The following is a 13,067-nucleotide window of genomic DNA, read 5'->3' as shown; positions in this document are numbered from 1 at the left end:
CCTTTCCGTTTTGCGTGTTGACACGCTATCCGCCCTCAACTAGCTATAGCGAGTGCTTGGCGAGCCCGGCGGGGCCAGACTCCGCCGTTTTCCCCCTCCGGCGCGCGCACGTTTCATGTGAAACATGAATTTTGCCTCTTACCCCAACAGGATAGGCAGCCGTGGCACGAATCATCGCAGTCGCCAACCAGAAGGGCGGCGTGGGCAAAACCACGTCTTCGCTCAACCTCGCAGCTTCCCTCGCCATCATGGAAAAGAAGGTTTTGCTGGTCGATTGCGACCCGCAGGCCAACTCCACCAGCGGGCTTGGCATTGACCAGGAAGAGGTGCGCCACAATCTCTATTCGGTGTTCTTCCAGCCCGAAGAGGTTGTCGAGGCCATCTACCCCACCCAGACGCCATACCTGTCCATCCTGCCGTCCACCACGGACCTCGTGGCGCTGGAGTTGGAACTGGTGGACAAGATGGCCCGCGAATATTTTCTGGCGGACCTGCTGAAGCCGCTGGATGGCAGGTTTGACTACATCATCCTCGACTGCCCGCCGTCGCTGGGGCTGATCACCCTCAACGCCCTGTGCGCGGCGCGTGAGCTGCTCATCCCCCTGCAGTGCGAGTTTTTCGCGCTGGAAGGCATCGTGAAGCTGCTCCAGACCTACGAGCAGGTGAAGAAGCGGCTGAACCCCGGCCTTGCGCTGCTGGGCGTGGTGCTGACCATGTACGACGTGCGCAACAAGCTGTCGCGGCAGGTGAAGAATGAGGTGCGCAAGTGTTTCCCGGACCACCTCTTCGAAACGGTGATTCCGCGCAACGTGCGCCTGTCCGAGGCCCCAAGCCACGGCAAGTCCATCATCCACTACGACATAAAGTCGAAGGGCGCCGAGGCGTATCTGGCACTGGCCAAAGAGGTGGTGCTCAGACGTCCCCAGCGCCGCGAAGGGCAGGGCGGGTAGGCAGGTTTTCGAAGGCGGTTCGCCGCGCTGGCGCGCGGCGAACCGTGTTCATTTGGAGCTGGCGGGCGTGAATTCGAAACAGATGTGGTCCTTGAAGTGCTTCTTGCGCACCGAGGCGCCACACTTCACGCAGTCGAAGACCAGCATGCCGCTCAGGGTTGCGTTGCGCAGCCGGAACGGATGGAAGGGGTCGTGCTCCCAGTCTTCCGTCGCCGCGCCGCAGCAGTCGCAGTGCACGTCGGCGCAGAAGGGATACTTGAAGTCCCAGTAGTCCTTGAAGGTCTGCCAGTCCTCAAGGGGCTCGGGACGCATGGTCGGGTACATTTTTTCCAGGGCCTGCTCCAGCAGCGGCGCCACCTTGTGCTGCACGGCGGCCCACAGCTGCGGGCTCACCAGCACGCCATAGAGTTCGCCGTGGCGGTCGTGCAGGTGCACCACGTGCGCTTCGCGTTCAGTCATTCGGACTTCACTCCATAAGGGTGTGTTTGTTCGGCAGGGCAAAGAGTTAGGCCAAAGAGTTAGGGCAACGCGGCCCAAAGTCAAGGAGAACACGATGGCAGGACCTTCGCGCGGACTAGGCAGGGGACTCGACGCCCTGTTCAAGGGATATCAGGAACAGCCGAAGCCCTCGGACATCCGCACGCTGCCCATACGCGCGCTGCACCCCAACCCCAACCAGCCCCGCAAGATGTTTACCGAGGCGGCGCTGGAGGAGCTGGCTGCGTCCATTCGCAGCCAGGGCGTGCTGCAGCCCCTGCTGGTACGGCCCATCCCCGGCACGGAAGGGCAGGGCGAGGACGCGCGGCAGGCCTACGAGATCGTGGCCGGTGAGCGCCGCTGGCGCGCCAGCCAGATGGCCGGGCTGCGCGAAGTGCCGGTGCTCATCCGCGAACTGACCGACCAGGAAACCCTGGCCGTGGCGCTCATCGAAAACCTGCAACGCGAAGACCTGAACCCCATGGAAGAGGCGCTGGCCATGCAGGAACTGCGCGAGCAGTTCGGTCTGAGCCAGGAAGACCTGGCCCAGAAGCTGGGCAAGAGCCGCCCGGCCGTGGCCAACACCCTGCGGTTGCTGCACCTGCCGGAAGCCGCTCGCGATGACCTGCGCGAGGCGCGGTTGTCCGCCGGGCATGCCCGCGCGCTGCTGACGGTGACCGACCCGGAACCGCAAGACACCCTGCGCCGACGCATCCTGTCCGACAGGCTGTCCGTGCGCGAGGCGGAGGCCGCCGCCGCGCACTGGCGCGACCGGGGCGCGTTGCCGGAGCCGCTGGCCGTGCCCCCCAAGCGTGAAGCCCCCAGCCCTGCCCGCCCGCCGCAGCGCGTCGCGCCGTCCATGCGCAGCCTGCAAGGCCGCCTGCACGAGGCGCTGAGCCTGCGCGTGTCGGTGAGCGGCACCGAAGAGAAGGGCAAGATCACCCTGAATTTCGAATCACCGGACCAGCTTGCGCACATTCTGTCGCGGCTTGGTCTGGAGCCACGTTAACGTAGCGTATTACACTTTGCAGGAAGGTTTGATGGTCAGCTACAACATCGATGGCGCTGCCCTCGGCGCGCTGGTGCCCCGACTGTCGGGCGCCCGCGTGTGCGTGGTGGGCGACGTGATGATCGACGAGTACCTTGTGGGCGACGCCCAGCGCATTTCGCCCGAAGCGCCCGTGCCGGTCATCAGCGTGAGCGAGGATCGCCACCTGGTGGGCGGCGCGGGCAACGTGGCCAAGAACATCCGCACCCTGGGCGGCGTGCCGCGCCTGGTCAGCGTGTGCGGCAACGGCCCCCGCGCCGCGCTGCTGCGCCGGGTGCTGGGCGAAGAGGGCGTTGACGCCGATTTCGTGGAAGTTCCCGGCAGGCCCACCACCCTGAAGACCCGCGTCATCGCCCGTCAGCAGCAGATGCTGCGCATAGACCGCGAGGAAACCAGCCCCATCGGCGGCCAGCACCTTGCCGCGCTGTTGGCGCTGGTGGACACGGCCAGCGCCGATTGCGACGTGGTCATCGTGTCCGACTACGGCAAGGGCGTGGTGACCGGCGCGTTCATGGACGGCCTGGAGGCGCTGTGGGCCAGGCGGACTCGCCGTCCCGCCGTGCTGGTGGACCCCAAGACGCCCAACTTCCATCTGTATCGCAACGTGTTCATGCCCACGCCCAACTCCAAGGAAACCAGCGAAGGCGCGCACCTGCCCACGGGCACGCGCGAGGAAATCCTGGCCGCCGGGCGGGCCATCTTCGACAAGCTGCACTGTGAACACCTGCTGACCACCCTTGGCCCCAAGGGTATGGCGTTGTTCGAGGCGCGCGACAGGGTGTGGCACATCCCCACCACGGCGCGCAGCGTGTTCGACGTGACCGGCGCGGGCGACACGGTGATCGCCACCGTTGCCTTGGCGTTGGCGGCCGGAATAGGGCTGCTGGAAAGCTGCGTGCTGGCCAATTATGCGGCTGGAATCGTGGTGGGACAGGTGGGGGCTGCATCGGTGCGGCCGGACGAGCTGCGCGAAGCCATTGCGACCCTGCCGGTGCCGAGCGTAGACCGCTGGGCCTGATGGGCGTGCGGCGCTCTGGATTTCGGCAAGGCTCCCGCAAGGGAGCCTTGTGCGTTTGGGAGGACAAGGTGCGATTTCACGTGAAACACGAAGTGTAAACGCAGCCGAAATCGTAATACGATTTGATGAACTTTTCGGATGCCAGAGACGGCGCAGTCGGAAAGGGCGCGGCACGGCGGCCAGCATTTCAGCGGGCGTCCGTTGCCGTTGGCCCGGCATGCGCGTAAGGAGCGCAAAGGGCCTTCGCACATCCGAGCCCGTCACCCCGGGGATGCCGGATTGGATTTTTCCCGGGCGCGCGCAGCGCGCCCGGACCCACTCGCAGGAGGCAGCATGGACGCCATTTCGCTGATCGCAGAACGGCGCATCGCCGAGGCGCAGGAAGAGGGCGCGTTCGATAACCTGCCGGGCGCAGGTCGCCCGTTGGAACTGGAGGACGACTCCATGGTGCCCGAAGACCTGCGCATGGCCTACAAGGTGCTGCGCAACGCGGGCTACCTGCCGCCGCAACTGGACACGGCGCGCGAGATCCAGACGGTGATGGACCTGCTGGAAAACTGCGCGGACGAGCGCGAAAAATATCGTCAGATGCAGAAGCTGAACCTGCTGCTGCGCAAGGTGGGGGCCAGCCGTCACAAGCCTCTGAACTTCGAGGAGTACGAAGCGTATTACAGGCGCATGGTAAATCGCGTGCGCGTTGCGGGGCAGGCCGAAAACGGAGGGGCTGGACAGAAGTAAACCCCCGGCCCGCCCAGCGCCCGAACAGCCCCGGTCACCAGCAAAAGTCGCAGGCTGTGCGGAAGAATGGCGGTTGCCGACCCCCACGCGCTACATCAGGCATGGGGCCGGAGAGCGGGGGAGGACAGCAGAAAAAAGGGCCGCCAGGCGACGCCGGGCGGCCCTTTGCGCGTGCGCGGCCAAGGCGGCTATGCCTTGCGCAGCAGCACGCCGAAAAAGAATTCGCGGGCGGGGGCATCCGCCGGGGTGACGTGCTGCGCTTCAACCGTGAACAGCGGGCCGCCGGTTGCGCCGCGGGCGGCCAGCAGCCGTTCCACCTGGGCCTCGTTTTCCTGGGGGTTCAGCGTGCAGGTGATGTAGGCGATGCGCCCCCCGGACGGAAGCGCGCTGGCGGCGGCATCCAGAATGCGCGCTTGCAGCGCGGCCAGCGCGTCGAGATCGGCCGGGGACCGGCGCAGCTTGATGTCCGGCCGTCGCGACAGGGTGCCCAGGCCGGAGCACGGCGCGTCGATGAGGATGGTGCGGCAGGCGTCGGCTGCGAACGGAGGCTGCATTGCGGAAGCGCGGGCCACGGCGGGAACCGCAAGCCCCAGCCGCGCCGCATCGGTCCGCAGGCCGCGCAGCCGTCCGGCATTGGGGTCGCTGCACAGGCGCACGTCCACCCCGCGCTCCAGCAGGCCCAGCGCCTTGCCGCCGCGTCCGCAACAGGCGTCCCACACCGGACCTTCCCAGGTTTCGGGGCGCAAGGCGTCCAGCACTTCCTGCGATGCGGCTCCCTGGCGCGACAGCAGGCCCTCGCGTTCAAGGGCGGCCACCTCGGCCGGAAAGCCACCAACGGGAAAGGCCACCCCGGCATGACCGCACAGCGTTCCGCCATGGTCCGCCGCCAAGCGGTCGCGCAGCGCCTGCCATCCTTCGCGCGCGGCGTTGACGCGCACGGCCGGGCAAGGGGCCTGCGCGCTGGCGGCCAGCAGGGCCTCGGCGCGGTCCGGGCCATAGGCGTCGCACCACAGGCCAACCAGCCAGCGCGGCGCGGCGTGATACACGGAAAGAAATGCCGCCGGGTCGGGCCGTTCGGTGCGGTACAGCTCCGCCTCGCGGGTTGCGCCACCCAGCCGGGCCACGTTGCGCAGCACCGCGTTGGCCAGCTTGCCGAGACCATCGCCGAAGCGCTGACGGATGTAGGTGACGGCCCAGTCCACGGCGGCATAGTCCGGGATGCGGTCCAGGTGCACGATTTCGTGCGCGGCCACGCCGAGCGCCAGCAGCGCCTCGGGCGGAAGCTTCTCCGGGGACTTCAGGAAGCGCCGCAGCAGCCACGAAATGCGGATTTCCAACCGCAGATACCCGTAAACCAGCTCCGTGGCCAGGGCGGCGTCCTGGCGCGAAATTCGGGCATGCCGCAATGCGGAGCCGCCAGGGGCGGTTGGGGTAGGTGGTGGCAGGGCGTGCACACTGCTTTCGACAGGTGCGCTGCTTGCGGTTGCGAGCGTGTTTGTCTCGTTGCGTGCAGCGGCGTCGGCAAGTTCGCCATCAAGTGCCGCCTGGACCTCCTGCCCCTTGCGCAGCACCTTGTTCAGGGCGGACAGGGCGGCCGCGCGCGCCGGGGGCAGCTGCGCATTCTTCCTGCCAGGGTGTGTGGGGCGGCGGGTACTCATTGCGGTTCCGCAGGGGGGGCGGGCGCGGCAGCAGGGTGAGGGGCCGCCCCCCCATCCTTCTTGCCGTGCTGCGGGCCAAAGGTAGCCCCCGCCACTGCGCCGGGTACGGCGGCGTCATCGGGGGGCAGCACGTTCAGGAAGTGGCGCAACGCCTTTTCCACGTTGCCAAGACTGACGAGGGTGTCCAGGCAGGGGCCGTTGGGCCGCTCGTTCAGCACGCCATACACCGGAATGGGGTGGGTGTCCTGTATGCCGCTGGCCAGGTCGCGCTCGCAGGCCACGGCGATGATCAGCCGGGGCCGCTCCTTGACCACGATGCGCCGGGCGATGGTGCCGCCGGTGGCGATGGCCAGCTTGACGCCGTAGCGGTCGCGCAGGACCAGCAGCCGTTCTATGGGGCACTGGCCGCAGCGTTTGCAGTGGTCAACGCCGTAGGTCAGGCGCACCGAACAATTGCTGGATTGCAGGCAGTGCGGCAGCAGGATCAGCACGTCGGAGGGGGCGAAGCTGCCCGTCTCGCCGCGCACCAGCTCGTTGTTGACCTTGATGAATGAGTGGCGCACCTCTTCGCGCGAGACGCCGAAGAGTCGCCCCAGCAGTTCCATGAGCGGCAGGAACAGCTTTACCGCCACCCCGCGCACCCGCTGCGAGCCGAACCACGGCCGCCCGGTGTAGATGTGCAGCACAAGGCCCAGAGTGGCCCACACGATGAGCGCGATGGACGCCACCAGCAGCATGCCGGTGATTTCCGGCACCAATGGATGGATGTTGCCCAGCCCGATGTACGGGATGATCCACCCCACCAGCAGCACCAGGCACAACGCGGCGGAGGTCAGGCTGATGAGCCCGATGAACAGCCGTTTGCGCGCGCCGTGGTAGTCTTCGCGCGGGAGGGAATCCGGGTTCTTGCGGAGGGGCATGGACATGGCTTTCGTGGTTGCGGAATGCGGAAAGGGTTGGAAACGCGCTGCCGGTGCTATTCGGATATGGTCCGGGGGCGGGGCGAGGCCGGAGTGCGCCGCTGGGCCGCCACACCTGTAAGGCAGATGCCTTGCCGTCCGTGGCTACGCTTGCGTCAGCTGCCTACACGCACACGGCAAGGCCGCCGTCGCATTCGCAGGCGTTCAGGTAGCCGCACAGAAAGGCCCGGGCATCCATGGGCTTGCGGTCCGCCGGACGGATGGAATCCACAAGGTACAGCCGGTCGGCGCAGGCGATGGCCAACTGTTCGTCCACCAGCCCGACTATGGTGCCGGGGGCAGCTCCTTCGTATTCCGGGGCCTCCGACCGCAACGGGCCGATACGGCCGGGACCCAAAGCCACGCGCAGTTCCTTCTGTCCTTCCCTCTGTATGGTGCAGTACGCGCCGGGCCACGGGGTAACCCCGCGAATGTGCGCGTGTACCTGCACGGCCGTGCGGTTCCAGTCGATGAGTCCGTCGGCCTTGGTCAGCTTGGCCGCGTAGGTGGCGCGCTCGTTGTCCTGCGGTATGGCCAAGGCGGTGCCGTCTGCCAGCTTGCCCAGGGCCTGCGTCAGCAGCCTGCCGCCAAGCTCGGCCAACTGGTCGTGCAGATCGCCCGCCGTGTCGCCGATGCCGATGCCCATGGCCTTCTGCAGCAGCATGGGGCCGGTATCCAGGCTGGCCTCCATGCGCATGATGGTCACCCCGGTCACGGCGTCGCCGGCCATGACGGCGCGCTGGATGGGCGCGGCCCCGCGCAGGCGCGGCAGCAGCGAGGCATGCACGTTGACGGGGCCGAGGCGGGGGATGTCCAGCACCGATTGCGGCAATATCAGCCCATAGGCGGCCACCACCAGCACGTCGGGACGCAGCGAGCGCAATTCCGCAACAGCTTCCTCGGTCTTGAAATTCAGGGGCTGGTACACCGGCACGCCGTGCTCGATGGCAAGCAGCTTCACTTCCGGCGGGCGGCACTGCTGGCCGCGCCCGCAGGGGCGGTCGGGCTGGGTATAGGCGGCGATGACCTCGCAGTCGTCCCATTCCAGCAGGTGGCGCAGGATCACGGCGGCAAAGCCGGGGGTGCCCATGAACACCACGCGCAGGGGGGCGCGCGGCGCGGCGGGTTCCGTCACCGGCCGTGCCCCATCAGCCTTGGCGACGCCGTCAGGCATGGCGGCATCATTCCGCGCATCGTCCTGGCCTGTCATGCTAGCGCGCTCCCGTGCGCGCCTTGGCCGCAGCCGTGGGCATGGGCCGGGGGGCGTTCTTCTGCATCTTCTTGAGGCGCGAATCGTACAGGGTGCGCTTGAGCCTGCTGATATGGTCGATGAACAGGGTGCCCATCAGGTGGTCCACCTCGTGCTGCAGGCACACGGCCAGCAGTCCGTCGGCATCCATGCACACCTCGTTGCCGTCCAGGTCGCGGGCGGTCAGGCGCACCGTGTCGCTGCGGGTGACCGTGGCGCGGTAGCCGCCGGGCACGGACAGGCAGCCTTCCTCCGAGTCGATCTTCTCGCCGGTCAGTTCCAGCCGGGGGTTCACGAAGGTCATCAGCGCCTCGCGCTTTTCGGGGCCGGAAACGTCCACCACGATCAGGCGGCAGTGCTCGCCCACCTGGGGCGCGGCAAGGCCTATGCCGTCCTGCCGGTACATGGTTTCGGCCATGTCGGCGGCAAGCTGACGGATCTCGTCGGTGATCTCGGTGATGTCCTCGCATTCGACGGCAAGGCGCGGATCGGGATATTGCAGCACTTCTCGGATCATGGGCGGTCCTGTGATGTGGGCGTTTGATGCGGTCACCCTACGGTAAGCACGCCGTGCGGGCAAGGAAAGGGCTGGAACGGCGCGAAGCGACGGGGGAGGAAGGCGCGCGGCCTTCCTCCCCCGTGCGGAGCAGACAATGTGCGGGGCCTAGCCCTGCGGCGTTTCCTTTGCGCCGTCCTTGACGGCATCCTTGCCCGTTTCGCGCAGGCGCAGGCCCAGGTCGCGCAACTGGCGGGCGGAGACGGTGTCCGGGGCCTGGGTGAGCAGGCAGGTGGCCTTCTGGGTCTTGGGGAAGGCGATGACGTCGCGGATGGACGACGAGCCGGTCAGCAGCATGGCCAGACGGTCCATGCCGAAGGCGATGCCGCCGTGCGGCGGAGCACCCATCTCCAGCGCCTGGGTCAGGAAGCCGAACTGCGCTTCCGCTTCTTCGGGCGAGAAGCCGAGCGCCGCGAACATGCGGCGCTGCTTTTCGGCCGTGTGGTTGCGGATGGAGCCGCCGCCCAGTTCGTAGCCGTTCAGCACCATGTCGTAAGCACGGGCGCGGGCCGCCGCCGGGTTCTCGACCATGACGTCCATGTGGCCGTCCTTGGGAGAGGTGAACGGATGGTGGCAGGCCACATAGCGCTTTTCTTCCTCGTCGTACTCGAACAGCGGAAAGTCCGTCACCCACAGGAAGTTGAAGGCGGTCTCGTCGATGAGGCCCAGGTGCTCGCCAAGGCGCACGCGCAGGTTGCCCAGCGCCGCGTTGACCATGCCCGGCGCGCCCGCCTGGAAGAACACGATGTCGCCCGTTTCAAGGCCAAGGGCTTCCTTCAGTCCGGCGCGTTCGGCATCGGACAGGAACTTGGCGATGGGCGACTGCCATTCGTCGGGGCGGATCTTGATCCAGGCCAGGCCCTGCGCGCCGTAGATCTTCACGAACTCGGTGAATTCGTCGATTTCCTTGCGGGTCATGGTTTCGCCGCCGGGCACGCGCATGGCCTTGACCAGTTCCGCCGTGGCGAACAGCTTGAAGTTGGAGCCGCGCACGATGTGCGTGACGTCCTGCAGCTCCAGCCCGAAGCGGGTGTCGGGCTTGTCCACGCCGTAGCGGGCCATGGCGTCGTCATAGCTCATGCGCGGGAAGGGGGTGGCGATCTCGCGGTCCAGCGCGTCGCGGAACACGCGGGCCATCAGGCCTTCGGCCATGGCCATCACCTGCTCCTCGTCCACGAAGCTCATCTCGATATCGATCTGGGTGAACTCCAACTGGCGGTCGGCGCGCATGTCCTCGTCGCGGAAGCAGCGCACGATCTGGTAGTAGCGCTCCATGCCCGACATCATCAGCAGCTGTTTGAACAGCTGGGGCGACTGCGGCAGGGCGTAGAACTGGCCCTGGTTCAGGCGGCTGGGCACCAGGAAGTCGCGCGCGCCTTCCGGCGTGGACTTGGTGAGGTAGGGCGTCTCGATTTCGAGAAAGCCCAGCTCGTCCAGGTAGCGGCGGGTGGCCTGCGCGGCCTTGTGGCGCACGATGAAGTTGTTGGCCATGCGCGGGCGGCGCAGGTCGAGGTAGCGGTACTGCAGGCGCAGGTTCTCGCTGGCCTCGGTGCGGTCCTCGATGACGAAGGCGGGCGTCCTGGAGGTGTTCAGCAGCTTCCATTCGGAAACGTACACCTCGATCTCGCCGGTCTTCATGCCGGGGTTGGTCATGCCCTCGGGCCGGGGACGCACCGTGCCGCGAATGGCCAGCACGTATTCAGAGCGGATGACGTGCGCGCGCTCATGCGCCGCGGGATTGACGTCGGGGCTGAACACGATCTGGGTAAGGCCCTGACGGTCGCGCAGGTCCACGAAAATGAGGCCGCCGTGGTCACGGCGGTACTGCACCCAGCCCATCAGGCAGACTTCGGCCCCGGTGTCGGCGGCGGTCAGGGTGCAGCAGTCATGGCTGCGCGCCCAGTCGCCCAGGGGTTCGATGTACTGCTGGTGTTCCTGTTGGACGTCAAGTTTCTGGTCGCTCATGAACGGTTCCTTTGGATGTTACCCGAGGATGACAAGTCGTAAATAGGCAGAAAGCGTATCGGGGAGGGGACCCTTTGGAAAGGGTCTCCCTCCCCGGACCCCTCCCCCCCAAACGTTTCAAAAGGGGTAGTGCTGACCGCCGTTGGCCACCGCACTATACGTGGCTCACGGCCTCACCCTGCGGCACGCTGCGCTGCTCGCCGCTGTCCATGTCCTTGATGACCACGGTGCCGCTGGCCAGCTCGTCGCCGCCCAGCAGCAGGGCCACGCGCGCGCCGGTGCGCCCGGCCTGGCGCATCTGGCTCTTGATGGAGCGCGCGGCAAAGGACACCTCGCCCACCCTGCCGACGGCACGCAGATCCTGCGCCAGCAGCATAGCCGCGTCCGAGGCGGCCGGGTCCAGCACGGCGATGTAGAAATCGGGCCGCTTCTTCTCCAGCGCGGGCAGCATCAGGGCAAGGCGCTCCATGCCGCAGGCAAAGCCCACGCCGGGCACGTCCGGGCCGCCCAACTGGGCCACCAGGCCGTCATAGCGGCCGCCGCCCGCCACCGACGACTGCGCGCCGATGGAGCCGGACACCACCTCGAAGGTGGTGCGGTTGTAGTAGTCCAGCCCGCGCACCAGACGCGGGGTGAGCACGTAGGGAAGCCGCGCGGCGTCGAACAGCCGCAGCACCGTGTCGAAGTGGCTGCGGCATTCCGGGCAGTTGTGGTCGATGATGCGCGGGGCGTCGGCGGTCAGCTCGCGGCAGGTGGGCACCTTGCAGTCCAGCACCCGCAGCGGGTTGGTGTCGATGCGGCGGCGGCAGTCCTCGCACAGGGCCTCGCGGTCGATGGAATCCAGAAAGTCGCGCAGCGTGGCCCGGTACACCGGGCGGCATTCGCGGCAGCCCAGCGAGTTCACCTGCAACGAAAGATCGGTCAGCCCCAGCTGGCCCAGGAAGGTCATGAGCATCAGCACCAGTTCGGCGTCGGCCTGCGGCTCCTGCGGGCCAAGGCATTCGCAGTTGATCTGGTGGAACTGGCGCATGCGGCCCTTCTGCGGGCGCTCGTAGCGGAACATGGGTCCGGTGGTGAACAGCTTGGAGACCGGCTCCTGCGCGTGACGGCCCGCGTCGATGAAGGCGCGCATGACGCCCGCCGTGGCTTCCGGGCGCAGGGTGAGCGAGCGGCCCTTGCGGTCGGGGAAGGTGTACATTTCCTTCTGCACCACGTCGGTCTCGGTGCCGATGGAACGGCAGAACAGTTCGGTGCGCTCCAGCAGCGGGGTGCGCAGCTCGGTGTAGCCGTAGCGGCCAAACACCTCGCGGGCGGTGTTCTCCATGAAGGTGAACACGTCGCTGTCGGGGCTGAACATGTCGGCGAACCCCTTGATGGTACCCACCTTGTCGCCCGTGCCCTTTTGCGTGGCCTTGTCGGCGGCGGTCTTGTCGGAATTGTTGGTGCTCATGGCTCGCTTCCGGATGCAGACTCGCGCGGCAGGGGGCGTGCGAACTCCACGCCGCGCCCCGCCGGTGCGGAAACAGCCATGGATAGTCCAATGGGCGGGTATTGTCAAAATCGTCGAATGTCACGCGCGCGCCGCAAGGGCGCGGGGCGGCTATCCGGCGTGCTTTTCGCGGCAGGAGTATCCGCCCGTGGCGGGCTGACGGCCGGGAGTGATGCGCGAGACGGCGGCCTTGCCCGTGCGCAGCATCAGCGGGGTGACCGGCATGCGGCGGCCGAAGTCCATGCGCATGCCCACGTATGCCCCGAACGGCGAAAGGCTGATCCAGCCGTTCAGCATTTCGAACAGGCGCGATTCGCGCCAGGTGCACGCCGGGCCGTGCAGCACCGAGCGCATGGTGATGGAGCACGGCACCCCGGTGGCGCGCACCAGCGCGTACATGGACCCCACGCTGAACCAGCGCGCCTGCCGCAGCAGCGAGCCGCGCAGCCCCGGCGCCGGCATGCCGTGGGTGGGATAGTAGGGCGAAATCCGGTTCAGAAAGCCCACCAGCACCCCGCGCGAGGCCACCCGGAACGCCTCGGCCAGGGCCGCCGCCGGGTCGGGCATGAATTCCAGGCTGGTCAGCAAGGCAACGTAGTCGAAGGCGTCGTCGTCAAAGGGCAGGTGGTCCGCCACGCCCAGGTGGAAGTCCGCCCGGCAGTTCATGCGTTCGCGCGCGGCCTCCAGCATGGCCTCGCTGCTGTCCAGCCCCGTGACGTCGAACCCCGCCTCCCAGAAAGATTCCAGGAATACCCCCGGGCCGCAGCCCACCTCCAGCAGGGTGTGCCCGCGCCGGGGCCAGCCGGACACCAGGTGGTGCAGCAGCCGCTGCTCGTGCCGCACGGCAAACGCCCCCATGGGCGTCTCCAGCCACTGCATGTAGCCCCGCACCGTGTCCGCATCCCACCGCTGGTTCATGCGCCTCCCCGTATCGTTGGACGTCCCGCTTTGCGCGCACCA

Annotated in this window: 12 protein-coding genes; 4 read left to right on the top strand and 8 right to left on the bottom strand. The window is 67.4% G+C overall.

Annotated elements, in window-relative coordinates; genetic code table 11:
• Window positions 1–161 precede the first annotated feature (161 nt).
• Window positions 162–950 (top strand): ParA family protein, encoded by a 789-nt coding sequence (locus RVX_RS17095; protein ID WP_116307427.1) that lies wholly within the window; start codon window positions 162–164, stop codon window positions 948–950.
• A 48-nt stretch (window positions 951–998) separates the two neighbouring features.
• Here RVX_RS17095 and RVX_RS17090 read toward each other — a convergent pair whose 3' ends face one another.
• Window positions 999–1,409 carry a hypothetical protein gene (locus tag RVX_RS17090; protein ID WP_116307429.1) on the bottom strand — a complete coding sequence of 137 codons (411 nt, stop codon included), beginning with the start codon at window positions 1,407–1,409 and terminating at the stop codon, window positions 999–1,001.
• 94 nt (window positions 1,410–1,503) lie between these two features.
• On the opposite strand from RVX_RS17090, the gene RVX_RS17085 reads away from it, so the two are divergent.
• From RVX_RS17085 to RVX_RS17075, 3 genes are all read left to right on the top strand, one after another.
• The gene (locus RVX_RS17085) at window positions 1,504–2,436 is read left to right on the top strand and encodes a ParB/RepB/Spo0J family partition protein (RefSeq protein ID WP_116307431.1); all 933 of its coding nucleotides are present in this window, start codon (window positions 1,504–1,506) and stop codon (window positions 2,434–2,436) included.
• Between the two features lie 31 nt (window positions 2,437–2,467).
• Entirely contained in the window at window positions 2,468–3,493 is a 1,026-nt protein-coding gene (locus tag RVX_RS17080) for a bifunctional heptose 7-phosphate kinase/heptose 1-phosphate adenyltransferase (RefSeq protein ID WP_116307433.1), read from the top strand.
• 333 nt (window positions 3,494–3,826) lie between these two features.
• Window positions 3,827–4,231: a DnaJ family domain-containing protein gene (locus tag RVX_RS17075; RefSeq protein ID WP_116307435.1), complete on the top strand. Its 405-nt coding sequence runs from the start codon at window positions 3,827–3,829 to the stop codon at window positions 4,229–4,231.
• 188 nt (window positions 4,232–4,419) lie between these two features.
• On the opposite strand, the gene RVX_RS17070 is transcribed toward RVX_RS17075, so the two are convergent.
• From RVX_RS17070 to RVX_RS17040, 7 genes are all read right to left on the bottom strand, one after another.
• Window positions 4,420–5,889, bottom strand: coding sequence for a transcription antitermination factor NusB (locus tag RVX_RS17070; protein WP_116307437.1), 1,470 nt, complete (start codon window positions 5,887–5,889; stop codon window positions 4,420–4,422).
• Window positions 5,886–6,815 (bottom strand): DUF116 domain-containing protein, encoded by a 930-nt coding sequence (locus RVX_RS17065; protein WP_116307439.1) that lies wholly within the window; start codon window positions 6,813–6,815, stop codon window positions 5,886–5,888. Before RVX_RS17065 ends, RVX_RS17070 begins: the two co-directional genes overlap by 4 nt.
• 157 nt (window positions 6,816–6,972) lie before the next feature.
• Window positions 6,973–8,022, bottom strand: coding sequence for a methionyl-tRNA formyltransferase (fmt, locus tag RVX_RS17060; protein ID WP_371682115.1), 1,050 nt, complete (start codon window positions 8,020–8,022; stop codon window positions 6,973–6,975).
• Window positions 8,023–8,059: 37 nt separating this feature from the next.
• Complete coding sequence (gene def / locus RVX_RS17055) at window positions 8,060–8,614, bottom strand: peptide deformylase (protein ID WP_116307443.1); 555 nt, start codon at window positions 8,612–8,614, stop codon at window positions 8,060–8,062.
• A gap of 147 nt (window positions 8,615–8,761) precedes the next feature.
• Window positions 8,762–10,618, bottom strand: a complete 1,857-nt coding sequence (gene aspS, locus RVX_RS17050; protein WP_116307445.1) for an aspartate--tRNA ligase — start codon at window positions 10,616–10,618, stop codon at window positions 8,762–8,764.
• Window positions 10,619–10,772: 154 nt separating this feature from the next.
• A complete protein-coding gene (gene hisS / locus RVX_RS17045; RefSeq protein ID WP_116307447.1) occupies window positions 10,773–12,068 on the bottom strand; it encodes a histidine--tRNA ligase in 1,296 nt (431 codons plus the stop codon).
• Window positions 12,069–12,218: 150 nt separating this feature from the next.
• Complete coding sequence (locus tag RVX_RS17040) at window positions 12,219–13,025, bottom strand: class I SAM-dependent methyltransferase (protein ID WP_116307449.1); 807 nt, start codon at window positions 13,023–13,025, stop codon at window positions 12,219–12,221.
• Between the last annotated feature and the right edge of the window lie 42 nt (window positions 13,026–13,067).

It is taken from the genome of Nitratidesulfovibrio sp. HK-II (assembly GCF_003402415.2).
Classification (GTDB): domain Bacteria; phylum Desulfobacterota; class Desulfovibrionia; order Desulfovibrionales; family Desulfovibrionaceae; genus Cupidesulfovibrio.
The sequence above is the reverse complement of the archived record's forward strand: the minus strand, read 5'-3'. Positions and strand labels throughout refer to the sequence as shown.

What these genes read in the sequence shown, in the direction of transcription:
- RVX_RS17090 (WP_116307429.1), bottom strand. Translation starts at nt 1,409, where the DNA reads ATGACTGAACGCGAAGCGCACGTGGTGCACCTGCACGACCGCCACGGC.
- RVX_RS17085 (WP_116307431.1), top strand. Translation starts at nt 1,504, where the DNA reads ATGGCAGGACCTTCGCGCGGACTAGGCAGGGGACTCGACGCCCTGTTC.
- RVX_RS17080 (WP_116307433.1), top strand. Translation starts at nt 2,468, where the DNA reads ATGGTCAGCTACAACATCGATGGCGCTGCCCTCGGCGCGCTGGTGCCC.
- RVX_RS17075 (WP_116307435.1), top strand. Translation starts at nt 3,827, where the DNA reads ATGGACGCCATTTCGCTGATCGCAGAACGGCGCATCGCCGAGGCGCAG.
- RVX_RS17070 (WP_116307437.1), bottom strand. Translation starts at nt 5,889, where the DNA reads ATGAGTACCCGCCGCCCCACACACCCTGGCAGGAAGAATGCGCAGCTG.
- RVX_RS17065 (WP_116307439.1), bottom strand. Translation starts at nt 6,815, where the DNA reads ATGTCCATGCCCCTCCGCAAGAACCCGGATTCCCTCCCGCGCGAAGAC.
- fmt (WP_371682115.1), bottom strand. Translation starts at nt 8,022, where the DNA reads ATGCCTGACGGCGTCGCCAAGGCTGATGGGGCACGGCCGGTGACGGAA.
- def (WP_116307443.1), bottom strand. Translation starts at nt 8,614, where the DNA reads ATGATCCGAGAAGTGCTGCAATATCCCGATCCGCGCCTTGCCGTCGAA.
- aspS (WP_116307445.1), bottom strand. Translation starts at nt 10,618, where the DNA reads ATGAGCGACCAGAAACTTGACGTCCAACAGGAACACCAGCAGTACATC.
- hisS (WP_116307447.1), bottom strand. Translation starts at nt 12,068, where the DNA reads ATGAGCACCAACAATTCCGACAAGACCGCCGCCGACAAGGCCACGCAA.
- RVX_RS17040 (WP_116307449.1), bottom strand. Translation starts at nt 13,025, where the DNA reads ATGAACCAGCGGTGGGATGCGGACACGGTGCGGGGCTACATGCAGTGG.